Genomic DNA, 19756 nt, shown 5'->3' with positions numbered 1-19756 from the left:
CGCGATGCGCGCCCTCCTGGCAGCCGGGACCGGGGCCATCCTGCTGGGCGCATCCGGGTACGCGCTGGCGCAGGCGCCCGGCCTGCCGGCATTCACCAGCACGCCGGGGCCGGGAGGCGCCACCAGCTACTCGCTGAGCCTGCAGACCCTGCTGCTGCTGACGGCGCTCACATTCCTGCCTGCCGCCCTGCTGATGATGACCGGCTTCACCCGCATCATCATCGTGCTGTCGCTGCTGCGCCAGGCGCTGGGCACCCAGTCTTCCCCCCCCAACCAGGTGCTGGTCGGGCTCGCACTGTTCCTGACCTTTTTCGTCATGGGACCGGTATTCGACCGCATCTACATGGAAGCCTACCAGCCCTACGCAGAGGACAGGCTTCCCCTGGCCGAGGCGCTGGACCGGGGCGCGCTGCCGCTGAAGGCCTTCATGACGAAGCAGACGCGCGAGGCCGATCTGGCGCTGTTCGCCAGACTATCCGGCAGTGCGCAGATGAACGGGCCCGAGGACATTCCGTTGCGCGTGCTGGTCCCGGCTTTCGTGACCAGCGAACTGAAGACCGCCTTCCAGATCGGATTCGCGATTTTCATTCCCTTCCTCATCATCGACATGGTCGTGGCGTCCGTGCTCATGTCCATGGGCATGATGATGGTATCCCCGGCCATGGTGGCGCTGCCGTTCAAGATCATGCTGTTCGTGCTGGTCGACGGCTGGCACATGCTGATCGGTTCCCTGGCGGAAAGCTTCTATTGACGGACCAGGATGGCGGGACAAGGGTGTCCCGATGAAACCAAGGAGAAGAGAATGACCCCTGAAAGCGTCATGACGATGGGCCAGAAGGCCATGGAGATCACCCTGATGGTTTCCGCGCCGCTGCTGCTCGCGGCGCTGGCGACCGGACTGCTGGTAAGCATCTTCCAGGCCGCCACCCAGATCAACGAGATGACCCTGTCGTTCATTCCCAAGCTGGTGGCGCTGTTCGTGACGCTGGTGCTGGCCGGGCCGTGGATGCTCTCGGTGATGGTCGACTATATGCGGCAGGTGCTGGAGGGAATTCCCGGCGCCGCGGGGTAGGGAGCCAGGTTCCACCGCATCCATGCTGTCCTTGCTGTCTTTGCCACCCGTGCACGGCGCCATGCATCCCGCCTGCCCCGGCGACGGAGCATCCGCGCCGCCGCGGGCTCCAGGCAAGCTTTCCAGGTGATCACCTTCAGTTCGGCCGACATCGGCGCATGGCTGGCAACCTACCTGTGGCCACTGGCCCGGGTGCTGGCCCTGCTGGCGGTGGCACCGGCACTGGGGAGTTTCGCGATCCCCGTGCGGGTCAGGATCGGGCTGGGTGTACTCGTGACCCTGATCATCGCTCCCGGCATCGGCCCGGTGGCCGACGTCGGGCTGGTTTCGCCCCATGCACTGCTGATACTGGGCCAGCAGATCGCAATCGGGCTGGCGATGGGTCTGGCGATGCGCATGGTGTTCAGTGCGGTGGAGATGGCCGGGGAGGTGGCGGGCCTGCAGATGGGGCTGGGTTTCGCGACGTTCTTCACGTCCCGCAGCGACGGCAGCACCCTGGTCGTAGGGAGGTTCGCCGGCCTGTTGGCGACGCTGGTCTTCCTTTCCCTGGATGCCCACCTGCTGATGCTGTCCGTGCTGGCGGAGAGCTTCAGCGCGCTTCCCGTCTCGGCCGGGGCGCTCTCGTCGGACGGCTGGCAACGACTCGTTCTGTGGGGCGGCGTCATCTTCGCAGCGGGCCTGCAGCTCGCGCTGCCGGTCATCGCCGCGCTGCTGATCGTCAACCTGGGGCTGGGCATCCTGACACGTGCAGCGCCCCAGCTCAATCTCTTCGCGGTGGGCTTCCCCATCACGCTGATGGTGGGCATGGTGGCGCTGATGCTGTCGCTTCCCCATTTCATCCCGATCGTCGAAGCGGCGATCATGCAGGGGCTGGAAACCATGCTGGGGATAGCGGCCGGCACCCGTGGATGACGGCCCGCTCCTGTGGCAGGCTCTCGCAGCCGGCCGGCTGAACCGCATTACCGGCCGCTGGCGGGGCCTGCACGAAAGCCGCGAGGATTCCACCGCCCGCTGCCGCGGCCACCGCGCTGACGGCGGAGACGACCAGCGTCCTCAGCGATCCTGGACGGGGGAGGGCGCCGGCGAAAGATCCGGGGCCGGGATTCCGTCGCGCCGCACACGCAGCTCGGCCGCGTCCAGGTCGATGATCTGCGAATCGCGCAGGTGCGGATCGACGACGGATGCGCCGGGATCCGGTTCATCCGCCATCGCACCGGCGCCGCCGGCATCGCGCACTTTCCCGGGCGCATACCGGGCCTTCAGGCCGTTGCCTGCGGCGGCGAGGCTGCGATACTCATTCTGCATCTGTATGCGCAGCTGCCCATGCTGGCGACTGGCGACGGTGCGCGCATTCTCCAGCTGACGCAGCTTCTCTTCCAGCATGCGCTTGTTGTGCGAACTGCCCTTGGATTCGACAGCCCTTGCGGCCAGGGATACCTCCTGGATTTTCCGATCCAGCTGCTGCACGAGCTCGGTCATCTGGTGAGCGGCAGCGCTGTAGCGCCGGTAGTGCAGCTCCAGACGGTCGAACTCGTCCAGGGGCTGGCCGGCGGTCTGGGGAATGCCGGGCGCGTCGCTGCCGGCTTCGGCGTGGGCAATGGCCGCAGGAGCGCCCCCCAGCAGCATCAGGGCCAGGAATCCCATGCAGCGCGTGGCATGGCGGCTGTTGTCGTCATGGATCATGTCGCTCCCGCATCGATATCCGGCATGGGCGTATAAGCCAGGCGCGCGGGCGGCCCCCATCCCCGTCGCTGCGCGTTCGCGTACCATGGTATACCTGTTCGCACCCGGTTGCCAGCGGCCGCGTCCTGCATCCCCGCTCATTTGCTCATCCATGATGCGTCATCTACAATGGCATCCGTGCCGACCCCTTCCACGATCATGACCGCGCCTGCCCGGAAACAGGGCATGGCCCTGAATCGGGCGGCTGTTGCGGTTCGCCGCATCGCCGGCAGGACGGGACATGCCGGGCGGTAGATTCATCACCCTCGAAGGCATAGACGGGGCCGGCAAGAGCACGCACCTCGGCTGGCTGGAAACGGTGCTGCGAGCCAGGGGCAGGCATGCCGTCGTCACCCGCGAGCCCGGAGGCACGGCCTTGGGTGAGGCCCTGCGCGCACTGCTGCTGGACGGCAGCGAGGGCATGCACGCGGAGACGGAGGCGCTGCTGATGTTCGCGGCGCGGCGCGAGCACCTGGACAAGGTGATCCTGCCCGCCCTGGATCGGGGCGACTGGGTTCTGTCGGATCGCTTCACCGACGCAAGCTTTGCCTACCAGGGAGGCGGCAGGGGCGTCGCAACGGATAAGCTCGACCATCTGGAACGGTGGGTACAAGGCGGACTGCAGCCGGATCTCACGCTGTATTTCGACGTGCCGGTCGAGATCGGCAGGCGCCGGGCCCGCGCCATTCGACCGGCCGACCGGTTCGAGCGGGAGGAAGACGTCTTTTTCCGGCGGGTGCGGGATGCCTACCGGGAGCGGGCCCGCCGCTTTCCGGAGCGCATCCGCGTCATCGATGCCAGCCGGCCACTGGAAGACATCAGGATATTACTTGAAGAAATAATTACATCCATTTGTTCATGAACAATATCTATTCGTGGCAGCAGGAAACCTGGCGTATCCTCACGCAGGACGGGGCATCCTTGGGCCACGCCCTGCTGCTGCGCGGCAGGCAGGGCATCGGCAAGCTCGCGTTCGCCCGTCAGCTGGCAAAATTCTGGCTGTGCCAGACGCCCTCGATCGCGGGCCATCCTTGCGGGACATGTCCGAGCTGCACGTGGTTCGAGCAGGACAGCCATCCCGATTTCCGTCAGGTCGAGCCGGAAGCGGTGGCGCTCCTGACGGAAAAGCGCGGAGGCGACGCGGACGAAGGGGGATCTGAAGAAGCCGGTTTTTACGCGGATGCCGGCGAGGAACCCACAGGCCCGAAGTCCCGGAAAAAGCCCAGCAGGCAGATCACCATCGCGCAGGTGCGCGAGATCGCTGATTTTCTCGGCGTCTCCAGCCATCAGGGCGGCTACAAGATCATCGTGCTCCACCCGGCGGAGAGCATGAATCCCGCGGCCGCCAACGCCCTGCTCAAGAACCTGGAAGAGCCGCCGCCGCTGACGCTGTTCATCCTGGTGACGCACCAGGCACAGGATCTGCTGCCGACGCTGCGCAGCCGCTGCCGCCAGATTCCCATGCCGATACCGGATCCCGCCACGGCAGCCGCCTGGCTCGCGCAACAGGGTGTCGGGAATCCCGCTGCCTGCCTGGCCTCCTCCGGCTACGCCCCGCTGGCGGCGCTGGAATTCGACGACGGCGACTACCAGGCGCGGCACAAGGCTTTCATCGACCGGATCAGCGTGCCGGCCACGCTGGACCCGGTCACGCTGGCCGAGGATCTGCAGAAATCCGATCTGCCGACCCTGATCCGCTGGCTGCAGAAGTGGTGCTATGATTTGATGAGCTTCTGCACCACCGGCAAGGTGCGCTACCATGCGAGCCGGCTGCCCACCATCGAATCCCTGGCGCCGGGAATCGATCCCCGCGCGCTGTCGGCCTACCTGCGCACCCTGAACGCCTCGCAACGGCTGGCGCAGCATCCGCTCAATCCCCGGCTGTTCCTGGAGGACGTGCTGTTTTCCTATGCGGAATCAGTCGTGCGCCCGCCCGCCGACTCGAATGTCCGCGGGAATGGGCGTATGATACACGCCGATTGATCCGGATCCGGTCTTCCGCCCGCTGACTGCATGGACCTGCTCGTCGATTCCCACTGCCATCTAGACTTTCCCGATCTCGCCGCCAATCTGGATGCGTTGCTGGACGGGATGAAGGAAAACGGCGTCGGCCACGCCCTGTGCGTCAGCGTCAACCTGGAGGATTTTCCCCGTGTGCAGGCCCTGGCGGAGGCCCACGCCAACCTGTACGCCTCGGTGGGCGTGCATCCCGACTACGAGAACCTGGCCGAGCCGCAGGCGGCGCAGCTTGCAGTGCTGGCCCGCCATCCCAGGATCGTCGCCATCGGCGAAACCGGGCTGGACTACTTCCGCCTGAAGGGCGACCTGGAGTGGCAGCGGGAACGCTTTCGCCAGCATATCCGTGCCGCGCGGGCGAGCGGCAAGCCGCTCATCATCCATACGCGCGCGGCGGCTGCGGACACGCTGCGCATCATGGCGGAAGAAGGGGCGGACGGGGTCGGCGGCGTGATGCACTGCTTCACGGAGAGCTGGGAGGTGGCGCAGCAGGCGATGGAGATGAACTTCTACATTTCCTTTTCCGGCATCGTCACCTTCAGGAACGCCGCCGCGCTCAAGGACGTCGCCCGGCGCATCCGCCTGGACCGGATGCTGGTGGAGACGGATTCACCCTACCTGGCGCCGGTGCCGCATCGCGGCAAGCTGAACCAGCCTGCCTACGTGCGTTATGTGGCGCAGGAGATCGCCGCGCTGCGCGGCATCGACATGCGTGAGGTCGCCGCCGCCACGACGGAGAATTTCTTCAACCTGTTCAAGGCTGCCTGATCATGTACCCATCCGGGAAAATGCTGCTTTCGGCGTGCATCGTGATCGCCGCCGGCGTCTGCGCGCCGCCTGCCGCGACTGCGGGCACCTACGAGGACCTGCGCTCTGCGGTGGAGACCGAGAACCTGCCGGATATCGCCCGGCTGCTGGCCCGCGGCGCCGATCCCGATACGCCCGATGAGCGCGGCAACACGCTGCTGATGGTGGCAATCCGCCACAAGAACACCCGCCTGGTCGATCTCCTGATCGATGCCGGCGCACGGCTCAATCTGCGCAACCGGCACGGCGAGACGGCCATCATGCTGGCGAGCTACGGCGGCCTTTATGATGTCGTGAAGAAGCTCTACCTGCGGGGTGCGGAGGTGAATCATCCCGGCTGGAATCCGCTGTTGTACGCCGCGACCAGCGGGCATCCGAAGATCGTGAGGCTGCTGCTGGAAGGGGGCGTGCCGGTGGACGCGGCGTCGGACAACGGCACGACGGCCCTGATGATGGCCGCGCGCGGCAACCACTCCGATACCGTCAGGGTACTGCTGGAACATGGCGCCGATCCCAACCTCCACAACGAACTGGGAGGCACCGCGCTGCAGTGGGCGCTGGCGAAGGAGTACCATGGGACGGCCGAACTGTTGAGGCAGAATGGTGCCCGCGATTAGGACACGCTGCATTCGAGGCCAGCCATGGGCGTGATCGGATTCGGCCATGTCAATTTGCGTGCGCCGGCGGCGCTGATGGAAGCGCTGAAGGCATTCTACTGCGAAGTGCTGGGATTGGAGCAGGGCTGGCGTCCGGATTTGTCGTCCCATGGCTACTGGCTATATGCGGGCGACCAATGCGTCCTGCATCTCAGCCTGTCGCGTCCGGACGAAGCGCACACTCCCGGCGCCCGCACCACGTTCGACCATACCGCGTTCACCTGCACCCGGCGCGCGGAGATGGAAGCGCGCCTGAGGCGGCACGGCATCGCATTCAGGACGGCGGGCGTGCCCACGCTGGGCATTACCCAGCTGTTCCTGGCCGATCCGGCCGGCAATGGCGTGGAGCTCAGTTTTTTGGAGGATGGACCCGCGGCTTGCTGACACGCGGATGCCGGCCACCCCGCGCGACTCAACCCGTATCGATGCATCTTGAAAGGAGGCATGGCAATGGCAAAGATCCTCATCCTGTACTACAGCATGTACGGCCACGTCGAGGCTCTGGCGGAAGCGGTGGCGGAAGGCGTGCGCGAGGCGGAGGGCAGCGAGGCCGCCATCCGGCGCGTTCCCGACCTGGTGCCGGAAGAAGTGGCGCGCAAGGCGGGAGCGAAGCTCGACCAGGCGGCATCCGTCGCCACGGTGGAAGAGCTGCCTTCGTACGACGGCATCATTTTCGGCACCCCCACCCGCTTCGGCAACATGTGCGCGCAGATGCGCAACTTCCTGGACCGCACCGGCAGCCTGTGGCTCTCCGGAGCACTGGTCGGCAAGGTCGGCAGCGTGTTCACTTCCACTGCGACGCAGCATGGCGGGCACGAAACCACGATCACGTCCTTCCATCATACCCTGCTGCATCACGGGATGGTGGTGGTGGGCGTGCCCTACGCCTGCCAGGAACTGCTGCACATGGACGCGATCACCGGCGGATCGCCTTACGGTGCGGGCACCCTGGCGGGCGGCGACGGCAGCCGCCGGCCCTCCGCGAACGAACTCGCGATCGCCCGCTTCCAGGGCAGGCACGTGGCGGGCATCGCGCACCGGCTGCGCGCGTAGCGCGGGACGGGGCAGGCGACGCAGGAGACGCAGGCGGGATGGAGCCATCGCTCACGGGCAAGGTTGCGCTCGTCACCGGCGCCGGCCGGGGCATCGGCGCCGGGATCGCACGCACGCTGGCCGGGGCGGGCGCGAAGGTCGTGGTGAACTATCTCGCTGGCCGGGAACGGGCCGAGGCCGTCTGCGCCGCGATCCGCAAGGCGGGAGGCGAGGCACTGCCGGTCGCGGCCGACGTCAGCCGCTCGACGGATGTACGCAGGCTGTTCGACACGACACTGGCCCACCACGGACGCGTGGACATCCTGGTGAACAATGCCGGCCTGCTCGTCTCCCGCAGCCTGGCGGAAATCAGCGACGCGGACTTCGACCGCATCCTCGATGTCAACGTCAAGGGTGTGTTCTATGCCCTGCGCGAGGCATCGACCCGGCTCGCGGACGGCGGCCGTGTGGTGAGCCTGTCCAGCACCGTGACCCGTCTGATGCTGCCGAACTACGGCGCCTATGCCGCCACCAAGGGCGCGGTGGAGCAGATGACGCGCATCTTCGCGCGCGAGCAGGGCGGACGCGGCATCACCGCCAACATCGTTTCGCCGGGGCCTGTGAACACCGACATGTTCAACGCCGGCAAGAGCGAAGAGACGATCCGGCGCATGGCGGAGCTTTCGTTCGCCGGGCGCATCGGCGAGCCGGCGGATATCGCGACGGTGGTGCTGTTCCTCGCCAGCGACGCGGCGGGATGGGTCACGGGGCAGAATATCAGTGCCAGCGGCGGCGTGGCGTAAATGTGCCGGGCCGCGGCACGGGCACGGGCCCGAATCAGACGGCGCGGTGAATCCTGTGCGATTCCACACCGGTGCCTGCCAATCCATGGCGCTTCACATTGTCCATGATGCGGCAGAAATTGCGCATGTCGGCACAGTCGGACGCCCACGCTTCCGATTCCGTCTCATCGATGGCGTCCTGCATCGAGGCGGCTGCGGCATCCCAGCGGCCGTGCGCGATCTCGATCAGGGCGATGCGGCAGCGCGTGACGTGCTCCGGCGGCGCCGTCATCAGCATTTCGAACATCGTCTTCATGATGGCCTCCTCTCGGTTCTCTGATGATTTGACCACCGCTTTCAGGGGAAGTGCATCGCGCCAGGCGGGAAAATCGTCGGCTCAATCGCCGCGGCCTGCACCGGTGGTCAGTACGATCTTGCCGACGTGGGCGCCGGATTCCATGCGGGCGTGGGCCCTGGCCGCTTCCTCCAGGGGAAACGTGCCGTCGATCAGGGGCCTGAGCTTGCCCGCCTCCAGCAGCGGCCAGACATCGCGCTCCAGTTCGCTGGCGATCCGCGCCTTGTCGGCGACGCTGCGCGTGCGCAGCGTCGAGCCCGTATGGGTGAGGCGCTTGCTCAGCATGGGCATCAGGTCCAGCTCTCTGACCCGCCCCCCCATGAGGCCGATCTGGATGATGCGGCCCTCCACCGCTGCCGCGCGGTAATTGCGCACCACATAATCGCCGCCGACGATGTCGACGATGACGTCCGCACCGCGGCCGCCGGTGAACGCCAGCGTCTCCTCCACGAAATCCTGGGTGCGATGGTCGATGGCGAGATTTGCGCCCAGCGCCAGGCAGGCCGCCCGCTTGGCTTCCGATCCGGCCGTCGCCACGACGGCGGCACCGAATGCCTTGCACAGCAGGATCGCGGCCGTGCCGATACCCGAGCACCCGCCATGGACCAGCACCGTCTCGCCGGCGGCGAGACGGCCCCGCTGGAATACATTGGCCCACACTGTGAAGAAGGTCTCCGGCAGCGCCGCTGCCTCCACTGCGCCGAATCCTTGCGGGATCCGCAGGGCATGGCCCTCGTGCGCCACGCAGTACTCGGCGTAGCCGCCGCTAGCGACCAGCGCGCATACCCGTTCGCCCACGCTGAAGCGGCTCACTCCATCGCCCGTCCCGACGACGCTGCCGGCCACCTCCAGCCCGGGGATCGTCGAGGCGCCTGGCGGCGGCGGATACAGGCCGCGCCGCTGCAGGACGTCGGGGCGATTCACGCCCGCCGCCTCGACCAGGATCAGGATCTCGTCTCGGGCGAGGGGAGGGATGGGACGCACCACCGGCACCAGCACTCCTGCTCCTCCAGGGCGCGGGATGTCGATGGCCAGCATGTCGCACGGAATTCGAGGGGCGTGGATTTTCATGGGAATAGGCGGTATCGTAGCGCCATCATGATTATAGGCTCTCATTGCGCGCTCATGGGCGCAAGCGGCGGGGCCGCGTCGGCCGCCCGCCGGCCGCGGCTGGCCGTGGTCGCGCTGCTGTGCGGGCTGTGCGTCCTGGCGGGGTGCAGTGTGGTGCGCGTGAGCTATGACCAGGCGGACCGACTGGCCTACTGGTGGCTCGATCGCTACGTGGACTTCGACGGCGCCCAGAAGCCCCGCGTGCGCGACGCCCTGACGCAGTGGCATGCGTGGCACCGGCGCACCCATCTGCCGGGTTACGCCGACCTGCTTGCACGCGCGCAGGAGCTCGTCGGGGAAAAAGTGACGGCCGGACAGGTATGCGGCATGTGGACGGAGGTGCTCGGCTACATGGACGACGCATTCGAACGTGCCATGCCCGCCACTGTGGAGATCGCGGCGACGCTGACCCCCCGGCAACTGCTCGCCATCGAGCGGCGCTACGATGAATCCGGCAGGGAGTTCCGCGAAGAGAACCTGCAGGGCGACGCCGCCGCGCGCCTGGAAAAATCGGTCGAACGCACCATCGAACGCTTCGAGTTCTTCTATGGCAGGCTCGATGGAGCGCAGCAGGCGCTCATCACGCGCATGGTGGCCGACTCCCCCTATGACGCCCACCTCTGGAACGCCGAGCGGCTGCGGCGGCAGGCGGATTTCCTGCAGGTGCTGCGCCGGCTGCAAACGGGGGTGGGCCTGGAGGAGGGCAGGGCATTGCTGCATGCCTATGTGGGGCGCATCCACCATTCCCCCGATGAAGCCTACCGGTCCTATACGGAGAGACTATCACGGTACAACTGTACCTTCGTCTCGCAGTTTCACGCCACCACGACGCCCGCACAGCGAACACGCGCGGCGGCAAAATTCCGGGGCTGGGAGTCGGATCTGCGTACTCTTTCGCCCTCGACGCAGACAAGCGGCCTCGTGCCCCGCACCCCGGGAATTCCGTGATGGACGGCAACGACGAATGGTACTGGCAGGGAGGCTATACCGAGCTGATCTACGCACTGCTGGTGGTCGGCGTCGTCACCCTGCTGTACCTCATCCGCAGATCCTTCGGAACATCGACCCTGGCCGCCCGCGCTCTGGAGGACAGCCTGCCGCTGCTGGGACTGATCGCTCTGGCCGTGGTGCTGTTCGTGATCAACCGGGTACTGGGGGGACTGTGGTAGCCGGCCGCGCGCCGCCCTTCCTGCGGGGACGCGGCCCATGCCCGCGGTCCCCGAGCCCGCCACCAGTCTTCGTCCGATGGCATCGATCGATCTGGCGGCTCGAGTTCAACGCCGGCCGTCGTACCAGATCGGCAGTTTTTCCCGACTCTGCAGCGCCCGCCGCGGCTGCAGCACAACGCGCAGGATCTGCCAGGCGACTTCGCCTGCAGAGTACAGGTGTATCTTGCGCGGCGAACTGTCCAGCGGGTGGCGCCGCAGGATGGTGAACCGCAGTCCCCGGGCCCGCCCCCAGCGCTTCAGCCGCCGGCTCAGGTCCACCTCGTCCCCGGCGTAGAGCGCCTGATTGAAGCCGCCCGCGTCCCGGAACGCGTCGCTGCGGCAGACCACCAGTGCTCCCGCCGCCCAGCGGCACAGCACCGAGGCGCACGTCCACAGCCACAGCAGTGCGCCCGCCCACCATGGCAGGTCCCGCATCCGCACCACGCTGCCGCACCCCACGTAGCGGCCCGATTCGATCAGGGCGAGGATGTCGGCAAGCAATCCGGGACTCAAGATGCTGTCGGCGTCCACGAACACCAGCCAGTCGCCCGTCGCCGCCGCCGCGCCGGCGTTGCGCGCGCGGCCGATCTGGTTGACGGGCTCGAACACCACCCGGGCGCCTCCTTCACGCGCCAGACGGGCGGTGTCGTCGGTGGAATTGTTGTCCACCACGATGACTTCCGTTTCCACGCCTGCTCTGGAATTGGCCGCGAGCGCCGCGAACACCGCCCGGAGACACTCCCCGATCAGGCGCTCCTCGTTGAAGGCCGGGATGACGATCGAAAGACGCATGGAAAAATCCACGAAAGGGGTTGAAATCCCGTTATTATCCCGCAAATGTAGCATCATCGGGTACAGCGCGCGCTACACTCATCGACCACAAGGAGACCGCATGGACGAATTGGGAATGCTCCCCTGGCTGATCGTATCGGCCATCTTCTTCGTCATACCGTTCTGGCGCATCTTCAAGCGCACGGGCTTCAAGCCCGGCCTGGCGTTCGTTGCGCTCATCCCCGGGGGTATCCTGATCCTGCTGTGGGTGGTGGCATTCGCCAAGTGGCCCGCCCATCCGGAAGGCGGACCAGTGAAGCAAGGACCCCGGACGGAACCTGAGGACTGAGCAGGCCGCTCCCGAAAAGAAAGGAAGCGGGGCAGAGCGATGCAACCGGATGCCACGCTCATTTCTTAAGAATATCGTATATCTATATCAATAATATACATAAAATACAAATATATCGGGGGCTATGAAGCGACATCGCAGCCAAGCTTCAGCTCCTTACCCGGCAGAACCGCCATCCGGACGTCGATCCCTCCATCACCGGACGCCGCGTCCTGCGCCTGGCGCGCGACCTGCGACGCGAATTCCTCCGTCACGCGCTCACCCCAAGGGAACAGTCCGGCGGCCAGCGGATGGCGCTGCTTCAAGGTTTCGAGGTCGTAGCCGGGGGTACCCAAAGTACGCTCGAGCGTGTGCTTGAAAAGCAGGGACTGGGCAATGCGCTCCAGACTCCGGTGCAGGGTATTGCCGGCAAGGAAATCCAGGTTCTTTCGGTTGAGCCCGCGAAACCTGCCTATCGTCTCGAGTTCGGTTTGATAGCGCCGCACCGGGTCGGGCGTGCCGTCCATCACCAGGTGGCAGAAACGCTTCACCAGGGCGTCTTCCCGCAGCAACTCGCCTGCCGCGGCGAAGGTTTCGGGTTCCCGGGATTTTCTGACATGCTCGTAAACATCATGGGCATCCTTCGCCATGGGGGCGCGGCCCAGCGCAGCGGCCATCCGTTCGGCAGCCGCGCTTTCCGCAGCCGAATCGGCCGTTCTGCCGGCGGCTGCGGGGAGCTTCGATGCAATCCTGGCGGTATCGTCACCCAGCCGCAGGATCAGGACGATGAGGAGGACAAGTGCGGCAAGAAGCTTGGCGACGATCTTCATTTTGCGAACCGGGAGGCCGTGCAATCGACGAAGCGGTGCCCAGCCTTTCCTGGGTGCGGCACATGCGCGACAGTATACGAACCGAGCAGGCTTGAGTCTACCGGGTTCGGACCTTCATCCGCTTCTCTGGCGCGCGTTACCCCACCACTTCGGATTCAGGCGACTGCGAGCCTCAGATGCCCGGCCGGCCGTACCCTGATCTCGATGTCGCAGCCGAGGCGGTTCAAGCGATCCATCGGTTTGCGCTCGAACAGGTGGGTGAAGTCGCCGCGCATCCTGCCCGACACCCTCGATTGCAGGATGCCCATTCGAGTGACGTGCAGGTAACGACTTGACAGACCAGCGACGAATACGTGGTGTGGAGCCAAATGGAATGCCTCTCGGAAGGAAAGCACCACGAGCGTGGTGCCAATCCCGTGGTAGGGCGGTGTCTTTCGGAGAAGGGCGATCCGGAGTGGAGAGCAGTTGCTGGACGTGGCGGTCGCATCGGATTCCCATCGGATTCCTCCCGCTGCGGGATCCGAGTTTCCCGGCGGGACCCGCAACCGCCTGGTCGCTGATGGCATGCAAGCAGGCGGGAATGCGGGAAACGCCGATCCGGTACGACGGCCAGCGCAACACGCTCTGCCTGGAGCAACCGGGCGCCGGGATCAGTGTTCGGTGAAGCGGCGGCGCGACATGAAGCCCAGCAGACCCAGCCCCGCGAGCAACATGGCGTGAATTTCAGGTTCCGGCACGATGGCGACGGTGAAGGTGCCGTTCAGAATGGCGCCGGCATCGACCAGCGCGTAGGGGGAATCGCTTGCTGCAAAACCGGCATTTTCAAGGCTGGCGCCCGTGACCATGAAACTGCTGAGAGTGAGTTCCTCGCCCACGCTGCCGGTGAAGCTGAAGCTTACAGACTGGTCGCCTCCTTGCTGCACGTCCCACAGATATTCGCCAACCACGTCGCTGCCGCGCGACAGCGACAGGCCGAGTCCGAGGTAACCGCCGCTGACGATGCTGTCGAAATCATAAAGCGCGCTGGCATTTCCCGCAAAGCTGACTTGCACGGCGGAGCCATCGGCTTCACCGGCTGCGCCCACGATTTTGAGCGTCACCGTCGTCAGATCCACGAACGCGTCCTGTTTGTGACTGGCAACGTTCAGCGCGTTGTTGGCCGTGGCGCTCAATGAGTGGCTGAGGCTCATCGATAAATCCGTACTGGCCGCCGAGAAGCTCAGGAAGGCGTCTGCCGCGTAGCTATGCTCCAGTGAGCCATCGATCAGCGGGGCGTTGTACAGATTCGCGCCGAACACCGCCACGTCACCGGCTGCGGGGGAGAGATCCAGCACGGCGTCGCTGACGAAGCCGTCATCGGTCACAGCGCTGTAGCCTCCCGATACGAGATGATCGACCCGTTCGAAATAGGCGGCGTGAGCGCCGCCGCTGCATGATCCCGCCATGAAGAGAACGGCCATCAGGGGTTGGATTCGAGATTTCATCATATTTTTCTCCGGTTTATTTCAGATGTGCTCACTGACGCGTGATGCGGTCTTGTGCGCCGGGAGCCACGCCGGCGGGGCTGGCTATCAGATAGGCTTCCAGCGCATCGGTATCCACCGCGCCCCCCAAACGATTGGTGCCTCCGATCAGCACGGAAAAGGTGTCGCCGCCATCCGCCAGGAAGCTGTTGACCGTGATGCGATAGCTTGTCGAGGGGCTCACCGGTACGCCATCGATCATCACTGAGCCCGGCACCACGTAGCTGTTGCCGCGTACCGAGCTGATGAATTGCGCACTCTCACCGGGATCCAGGTTGCGGTTGAGCGGTAGCGGAAAGCCATGGGTATAGGTGAAGCCGTTCGATACCTGCAAGACCCGCGGGAACGGTTGCGCCACCCCCCATTGCTGCTCCAGCAGGGCATAGAGCTGCGCACCGGTGAGCGTCATGGTCACCAGGGCATTGCCGAAAGGCTGCACGGTGAAGGCTTCGCCGTAGGTAACGTCGCCATCCGCCTTGCCAGGCGCAGCGAACGGCAGGTCGGCACGGATGCCGCCCGGATTCATGAAGGCCGCCACCGCGCTGCCGGTGGCGGCACTGCGGGTCGCGGCCAGTTGCGCATCGGCTATCACGTCGCCCAGGGACGACTCGCCGGCATCATTCGTATCGCGGGTGATGGTTGCGGTGATGCTGCCGATCACGCGGGCGGCGGGCACCGCGGACAGGGAGGCATAGTGATCGACCAGCTCCAAAAGGCCGGGATCCTGCACCACGCTGCTGGTGCTGCCGCCGACGTCGATATTGGTGGCGCTGACGGCAACGACATCCTTGCTGCGGGTGTCGAGCGTCACATCGATATCGCTCAGCACGCGAGCGAACTGCCCCGCCGAGGTCACGCGCACCGGCTGGCCGACGGAATTGTCGATGAGGCAGCTGTATGCCTGGTGGGTATGCCCGGAAATCACCAGATCGACCGCCGGATCGAGGCGATTGACGATATCGACGATGGCGCCGGAAATACCGGTGCAATTGCCGCCCTCCACGGTGGGGAAACCGCCTTCGTGAACCAGCACCACCACCGCTTCGATACCTTGCGCCTTGAGCTGCGGGATCAAGGCATTGACGGTATCCGCCTCGTCATGGAACTCCAGGCCCTCCACGCCGGAGGGCGACACGATGGTCGGCGTGCTTTCGAGCGTCATGCCCACGAAAGCCATCTTGATGCCCAGGAAGTCCTTGATGCCCACGCCCGGAAACAGCGTGGCGTTGCTCGCGCTATCCGTCACGTTGGCGGCCAGGAACTTGAAGTCGGCACCGCGAAATTGGCCCGCCTTCAGGTCGGTGGGAAGGCCCTGGCCCGAAAAGCTGTCGGTCGGATGGTTGCCGCCGCTCTGCATGCGCAGCAGTTCGGTCTTGCCTTCGTCGAACTCGTGGTTGCCGACGGCATTGAAGTCGATGCCGATGCGGTTCATCGCCTCTATGGTCGGCTCATCCTTGAACAGCGCGGAGGTCAGCGGGCTGGCGCCGATCATGTCTCCCGCCGAGACCACCGCATGCAGGGGGTTGGCCGCCTTCAGCTCCTTGATCCTGGTGGCAAAGCGCGCCACGCCGGGATTGCTGGAAGAGCCCTCGCCGGACTTGATGTTGCCATGGAAATCATTGAAACCGATCAACTTGACTTTCAGAGTGGTGCCCACGCCCGACTGCAGGGCCCCCGCCATGAGTTTACTGCGCTCGGCCGCCGTGATTTCGCGCTGCATGAGCAGATCGAAACTGATTTTGGAAACGTGCGCAAGAAATGCCTGCTGGCTGCCCCAGCCCTGCTCGTCCTTGATCAGATCATCGATCGTGCATGCACCGCTGACGGCACGGTTGGCGACCTCCGTATCGTAACTGCCCAGTACAACCGTGGCGGAGGCGTCAGGGGGCGTACAGTCGGCCTGCGCGACGGCGGGGATAAAAGCAGCGGCCAGCAGCACCGCGAGAAACACCTTGTTGTCCATTCCTATCACTCCCCAGTTATCAACCGGCCACCGACACGCTCGCGCAAGTGGCAGGCATCGAAAAACAGTCTCCAGGTCATGTAATTCTTCATCCCCGGAAACACATGAGCGGAAATCCGAATGGTTTCCGATAGCTTCGCTGCCAAGGTAGAGATGACGCGTTACACGCCTTCAATCGCATGATTCCTGAGGCATAGTCTGAAGGGTCTTCATTGCCGCTTGCCCTTCAGCCGCCCCTCGAATTTTTCCGGGCATCGGTGCAGAAAAACCAGGTGGAAGGGATGAAACGGCAGCGAAACATCCGGCGCAATCCGTGCTGAAACGTATGGGGCAAGCCGGGCCACCTCTCCGCAATTTTTCATAAAAATCTCAAAAGAGTTATGAATTTCACAAAAAATAACAATAAATTCACACTTACTGTCGCGTGATTATTTATACTTCACGTTAATTTCACAATTTCTTTACAAGTGTGAAAACGCAAGAGCAATCTGAAACATGAAATTCCACATCGCTCAAATAAGAAAGGGAAACGAAGAAAATGTCGGTACAGCTCGAATCGGAGAAAGGATGGAGGAAAAATTCAACAGGAAACATCAGGAAATGCCTGAGTCTTCTTATATTTCTTGGAGGTGCCTGCAGCTCACCCGCAGCTCTCCCGCAAACCGATGCAGATCTGGGGAAGAAGCTGGAATTTCTGGAAGCGCGGATTGCGGAATTGGAAGCACGACTGGAAAAAACCGCAGGAGGAGCGGAAGACCGGAAGCCCGGATCCGAGCCGGAGAAAACTAGTGCCAGCGGCGCGGTGCCAATCCTGAAAAAAGTCACGGACGCAAATCCCTTCACCGACGACGCAGGGTGGCAGAACACTGACAGCAAGGTCCATGGCCACGGCTTCGACAGCAGCAAATTTCATGGCGGGGTAACGCTGAAACAGGATGCATTCTTCGGTTTCCAGACCATCCTCGATGCCGGCTACGAAATCACCGATCACATCGATTTCACCTTCTACAGCTGGCTCTGGACCAGCCCCAACTTCGGGCGCAGCCGGGTAATCTCGGGTCCGAATGGCACCCAGGTCGATGCCGGCGGCAACGGATTGTGGACCGAGGTCGGCATGGGCCTGAACTTCCACTTCTTGCAACGACGCATAAGCATCAATCCCCAAGTCGGCATACTCAACGGTGCCCTTCTCTCCAGCCAGGTCATCGGCCGGGGCATCCGCGCAGCAGAAGGCGTGGTGCCAAGCCTGACCATCAATTACGACGACGATTACTTCACCGGCCAGGGATACATTGCCTACTATGCCGCCATCCGCGATGAACGGGCGAGGGATTTCATCCATAACTGGGTGAATGTCGGGGTCAAGCCGGCACTCTTCAATCTCAGGAACATACCCATCAGTTCTGTGGGCGTGCACTGGGAACACCTGCGCTTCCATGTCGACCGTATCGACGGAAATCCTGGCACGCTCTACAACTGGATAGGGCCTTATGTCGAGTTTGCGCTGCCCCTGCACCTCGCGCTGCGCTTCGCTGCCGGGGTCGATCTGAAGGGCGATGTGGCGGATGAATTCTACCAAGCCAGCATCAAGATGCATTTTTGAGAGAGCCATGGCTTGGAGACGGCTGACACCCAGCAAGTGCCGCGTGGTTCTAGCGTTAAGGAATACGTCGGCGACTTCTAGTCTGAAATGACCGCGGCAACGGCATCGAAAGCTTCCGGGGTCTTGCCCCGTCGCCAGGTTCGCCAAATCCGGAGGCATGGGCGACAGGGCGTTCCATCCGCATTTCAAGGCCTGAGCATCCTCAAAATCATCAGGCCGAAGCCTCTGTTCTAGGGACTGTTACCGAGCCATTGGCCGGAGAAAGGTAGGAAGCGTGATCAAGTTCGTTTCACGAACGCATGGACAGACCGCCTGGCAAGGCAAGCCACCGGAGTCGGTACCGCAATCGGTGGATCATATGACGAGCGCTGAGCTGCGAGCGGTGATAATAGAGTTTCAGCCTCCCGATGCAAGCGTTCTGGTGGAATATGACCATGAGGTGCTGGCTGCCCGACAGGCGCGCGACTCGCTGCTCGCGCCGCTGCACGAGGTCCGGCTGAAGCTCGCGCGGGTAGGGCAGCAGTTGGACCGTTGGCGATCCGCCCATCCGCTGCAGGCACGGCTCAACGAACTTGGGCTGATGTCCTCCGGGTATCTCGACAAATGGCGAGCGATAAGGGAAGCACTCGAACGAGAAGCCCAGGAACTGGCTGACCATGCTGACCGGGCGCAAGAACGCGTAGGAGACGTGGAAAAAGCCGTTCATATGCGCATCATGAGAGAACAGGCACCTCTCCGGGATTATCTAGCGGAGCTTGAGCGGCTGGAACGGCAGAAATCCATGCAGGAACTGGTGGGGCGATGGCAGACCCACGAGTTCGACAATGCGCTGACGGTGTTCAAGATGATTGCGCTGAAGCGGGAAATGAACGCTTTCGGCTATGACGACAATGGCGCGCACTGGCAGGCGCTGCCGCAATCGTTGCGTAGAGTCGTCGATAATTTCAACCATTTGCCGAGAGAGGCAAGGCCCGTAGCCCTGGATCGGATGAGATCCGATATCGAGCTCAACCGAGACGATGCACGAAAGCTCATGCGCGAAATGGGTTTGAACTGGGGATAGCGAGGGTAGGCGAAAGACCGGCGGGCATACGCCGCGGCCAGTTTCAAATTATCTGTCCACCGTCAAATATCATCCGCTTGCTCCCTTAATCCGTTGAGCAAGCATATAATTTAACATAATATACATTATAAGCAAATAATCGGTGGAATCTTCAATCGCAGAACCATGAAAAAGACTCATATAGATGGACGCCCATATGTGCGGCCGCGTACAGAGCGGATTCCGGGATGAATCCATAATACAGTCGGTATCTGTTTTTTTTCTCCCTCTTGTAGCAGATACCCCTGACCCGGCACCACTCCGTTGCCGGGTTTTTTTTATAGCGTGGCGAAATGCCGGGATGGCTGGGTATAATCTGCGGCATGAAGGCCGTTCTCGTCATCTTGCTGCTGGGATTGGTCACGGTGCTGCCCGCGCGTGCGCAGAAGCCCAATCCCATCTACCAGACAACCGATGCCCAGCGCAAGCTGGAGGATGCCAAGCGCCACGTGCATGCGTTGATGCAGGACGGCCGCCACGCCGAGGCTTCGAAATTCATGTCGACAACCTATCAGGTACTGGCCTGCGAAGTCGCGGAGCAGAATGCAGGCAGAAGTGTGGAAGAAAGCGCGGCGACCTGCGCGAGAAGGAACCCACCCGCGGGGCTGGACGGCAAGGTTGCGGCGCCGGAACAGGCTTCGGCGGAATCCCTGCTCGGACCGGGCATCAGCGTGATGCAGCGAACCCTGCCGGGCTCCTCGTCCTTCCTGGACAATACGTCGCCATCGATCTTCGTTTTCGATCCCCGCACCACTCCTGGTACGAACCGGCCCGAGCCGACCCCCTGGACGGGAACCCCCTGACCGCGACCCCGTGCCGGCCGCTCCCTGCGCGTTGAACGCCAGGGGAAATGAGGTGTATGATGCCGGTCCGGCG

General features: G+C 63.8%; 24 protein-coding genes. 16 read left to right on the top strand and 8 right to left on the bottom strand.

The features are described from left to right. Positions 1–4: 4 nt before the first annotated feature. The 3 genes from fliP to fliR all read left to right on the top strand — a co-directional run bounded on the left by fliP (position 5) and on the right by fliR (position 1984). On the top strand, positions 5–751 hold the full coding sequence (fliP, locus tag BT108_RS02445; protein WP_072292947.1) for a flagellar type III secretion system pore protein FliP: 747 nt from the start codon (positions 5–7) through the stop codon (positions 749–751). Positions 752–802: 51 nt separating this feature from the next. Next, positions 803–1072, top strand: coding sequence for a flagellar biosynthesis protein FliQ (fliQ, locus tag BT108_RS02440; protein ID WP_072292946.1), 270 nt, complete (start codon positions 803–805; stop codon positions 1070–1072). A 126-nt stretch (positions 1073–1198) separates the two neighbouring features. Continuing rightward, positions 1199–1984, top strand: coding sequence for a flagellar biosynthetic protein FliR (fliR, locus tag BT108_RS02435; protein WP_072292945.1), 786 nt, complete (start codon positions 1199–1201; stop codon positions 1982–1984). Positions 1985–2125: 141 nt separating this feature from the next. On the opposite strand, the gene BT108_RS02430 is transcribed toward fliR, so the two are convergent. Beyond that, complete coding sequence (locus BT108_RS02430; RefSeq protein ID WP_072292944.1) at positions 2126–2755, bottom strand: hypothetical protein; 630 nt, start codon at positions 2753–2755, stop codon at positions 2126–2128. Between the two features lie 280 nt (positions 2756–3035). Between BT108_RS02430 and tmk the strand changes: the two genes are divergently transcribed. From tmk to BT108_RS02395, 7 genes are all read left to right on the top strand, one after another. Beyond that, positions 3036–3656 carry a dTMP kinase gene (gene tmk, locus BT108_RS02425; protein ID WP_072292943.1) on the top strand — a complete coding sequence of 207 codons (621 nt, stop codon included), beginning with the start codon at positions 3036–3038 and terminating at the stop codon, positions 3654–3656. After that, positions 3653–4777 (top strand): DNA polymerase III subunit delta', encoded by a 1125-nt coding sequence (holB, locus tag BT108_RS02420; protein ID WP_072292942.1) that lies wholly within the window; start codon positions 3653–3655, stop codon positions 4775–4777. Before tmk ends, holB begins: the two co-directional genes overlap by 4 nt. A gap of 36 nt (positions 4778–4813) precedes the next feature. After that, positions 4814–5578, top strand: coding sequence for a TatD family hydrolase (locus BT108_RS02415; protein WP_072293013.1), 765 nt, complete (start codon positions 4814–4816; stop codon positions 5576–5578). Positions 5579–5580: 2 nt separating this feature from the next. Then, positions 5581–6234 carry an ankyrin repeat domain-containing protein gene (locus tag BT108_RS02410; RefSeq protein ID WP_072292941.1) on the top strand — a complete coding sequence of 218 codons (654 nt, stop codon included), beginning with the start codon at positions 5581–5583 and terminating at the stop codon, positions 6232–6234. 24 nt (positions 6235–6258) lie between these two features. Continuing rightward, the gene (locus BT108_RS02405) at positions 6259–6657 is read left to right on the top strand and encodes a VOC family protein (protein ID WP_072292940.1); all 399 of its coding nucleotides are present in this window, start codon (positions 6259–6261) and stop codon (positions 6655–6657) included. A 66-nt stretch (positions 6658–6723) separates the two neighbouring features. Further along, entirely contained in the window at positions 6724–7326 is a 603-nt protein-coding gene (wrbA, locus tag BT108_RS02400; protein WP_072292939.1) for an NAD(P)H:quinone oxidoreductase, read from the top strand. Positions 7327–7364: 38 nt separating this feature from the next. Then, positions 7365–8108, top strand: coding sequence for a glucose 1-dehydrogenase (locus tag BT108_RS02395; RefSeq protein WP_072292938.1), 744 nt, complete (start codon positions 7365–7367; stop codon positions 8106–8108). A 34-nt stretch (positions 8109–8142) separates the two neighbouring features. On the opposite strand, the gene BT108_RS02390 is transcribed toward BT108_RS02395, so the two are convergent. Further along, positions 8143–8403: a hypothetical protein gene (locus BT108_RS02390; protein WP_072292937.1), complete on the bottom strand. Its 261-nt coding sequence runs from the start codon at positions 8401–8403 to the stop codon at positions 8143–8145. Positions 8404–8484: 81 nt separating this feature from the next. Beyond that, the gene (locus BT108_RS02385; RefSeq protein WP_072292936.1) at positions 8485–9513 is read right to left on the bottom strand and encodes an NAD(P)H-quinone oxidoreductase; all 1029 of its coding nucleotides are present in this window, start codon (positions 9511–9513) and stop codon (positions 8485–8487) included. A gap of 27 nt (positions 9514–9540) precedes the next feature. Here BT108_RS02385 and BT108_RS02380 point away from each other — a divergent pair, with 27 nt between their 5' ends. Continuing rightward, positions 9541–10500 carry a DUF6279 family lipoprotein gene (locus BT108_RS02380; RefSeq protein ID WP_143142357.1) on the top strand — a complete coding sequence of 320 codons (960 nt, stop codon included), beginning with the start codon at positions 9541–9543 and terminating at the stop codon, positions 10498–10500. Next, a complete protein-coding gene (locus BT108_RS02375; protein ID WP_072292934.1) occupies positions 10500–10721 on the top strand; it encodes a hypothetical protein in 222 nt (73 codons plus the stop codon). The genes BT108_RS02380 and BT108_RS02375 overlap by 1 nt, the downstream gene beginning before the upstream one ends. A 105-nt stretch (positions 10722–10826) precedes the next feature. On the opposite strand, the gene BT108_RS02370 is transcribed toward BT108_RS02375, so the two are convergent. Then, positions 10827–11552: a glycosyltransferase gene (locus tag BT108_RS02370; protein WP_072292933.1), complete on the bottom strand. Its 726-nt coding sequence runs from the start codon at positions 11550–11552 to the stop codon at positions 10827–10829. A 100-nt stretch (positions 11553–11652) separates the two neighbouring features. On the opposite strand from BT108_RS02370, the gene BT108_RS02365 reads away from it, so the two are divergent. Further along, on the top strand, positions 11653–11880 hold the full coding sequence (locus BT108_RS02365) for a hypothetical protein (RefSeq protein WP_072292932.1): 228 nt from the start codon (positions 11653–11655) through the stop codon (positions 11878–11880). A 122-nt stretch (positions 11881–12002) separates the two neighbouring features. Here the strand turns inward: BT108_RS02365 and BT108_RS02360 are convergent, their stop codons facing one another. From BT108_RS02360 to BT108_RS02350, 4 genes are all read right to left on the bottom strand, one after another. After that, complete coding sequence (locus tag BT108_RS02360) at positions 12003–12689, bottom strand: hypothetical protein (RefSeq protein ID WP_143142356.1); 687 nt, start codon at positions 12687–12689, stop codon at positions 12003–12005. Between the two features lie 155 nt (positions 12690–12844). Beyond that, complete coding sequence (locus BT108_RS13315; protein ID WP_255369581.1) at positions 12845–12997, bottom strand: helix-turn-helix domain-containing protein; 153 nt, start codon at positions 12995–12997, stop codon at positions 12845–12847. Between the two features lie 342 nt (positions 12998–13339). After that, a complete protein-coding gene (locus BT108_RS14060; protein WP_072292930.1) occupies positions 13340–14149 on the bottom strand; it encodes a PEP-CTERM sorting domain-containing protein in 810 nt (269 codons plus the stop codon). Positions 14150–14204: 55 nt separating this feature from the next. Beyond that, on the bottom strand, positions 14205–16175 hold the full coding sequence (locus tag BT108_RS02350) for a bifunctional metallophosphatase/5'-nucleotidase (protein ID WP_072292929.1): 1971 nt from the start codon (positions 16173–16175) through the stop codon (positions 14205–14207). A gap of 715 nt (positions 16176–16890) precedes the next feature. Between BT108_RS02350 and BT108_RS02345 the strand changes: the two genes are divergently transcribed. The 3 genes from BT108_RS02345 to BT108_RS02330 all read left to right on the top strand — a co-directional run bounded on the left by BT108_RS02345 (position 16891) and on the right by BT108_RS02330 (position 19683). Next, positions 16891–17778, top strand: a complete 888-nt coding sequence (locus BT108_RS02345) for a DUF6733 family protein (protein ID WP_255369580.1) — start codon at positions 16891–16893, stop codon at positions 17776–17778. 274 nt (positions 17779–18052) lie between these two features. After that, on the top strand, positions 18053–18841 hold the full coding sequence (locus tag BT108_RS13435; protein ID WP_143142355.1) for a hypothetical protein: 789 nt from the start codon (positions 18053–18055) through the stop codon (positions 18839–18841). Between the two features lie 362 nt (positions 18842–19203). Further along, complete coding sequence (locus BT108_RS02330; RefSeq protein WP_072292926.1) at positions 19204–19683, top strand: hypothetical protein; 480 nt, start codon at positions 19204–19206, stop codon at positions 19681–19683. Positions 19684–19756 lie beyond the last annotated feature (73 nt).

It is taken from the genome of Nitrosovibrio sp. Nv17, from assembly GCF_900119085.1.
Classification (GTDB): domain Bacteria; phylum Pseudomonadota; class Gammaproteobacteria; order Burkholderiales; family Nitrosomonadaceae; genus Nitrosospira.
The sequence above is the reverse complement of the archived record's forward strand: the minus strand, read 5'-3'. Positions and strand labels throughout refer to the sequence as shown.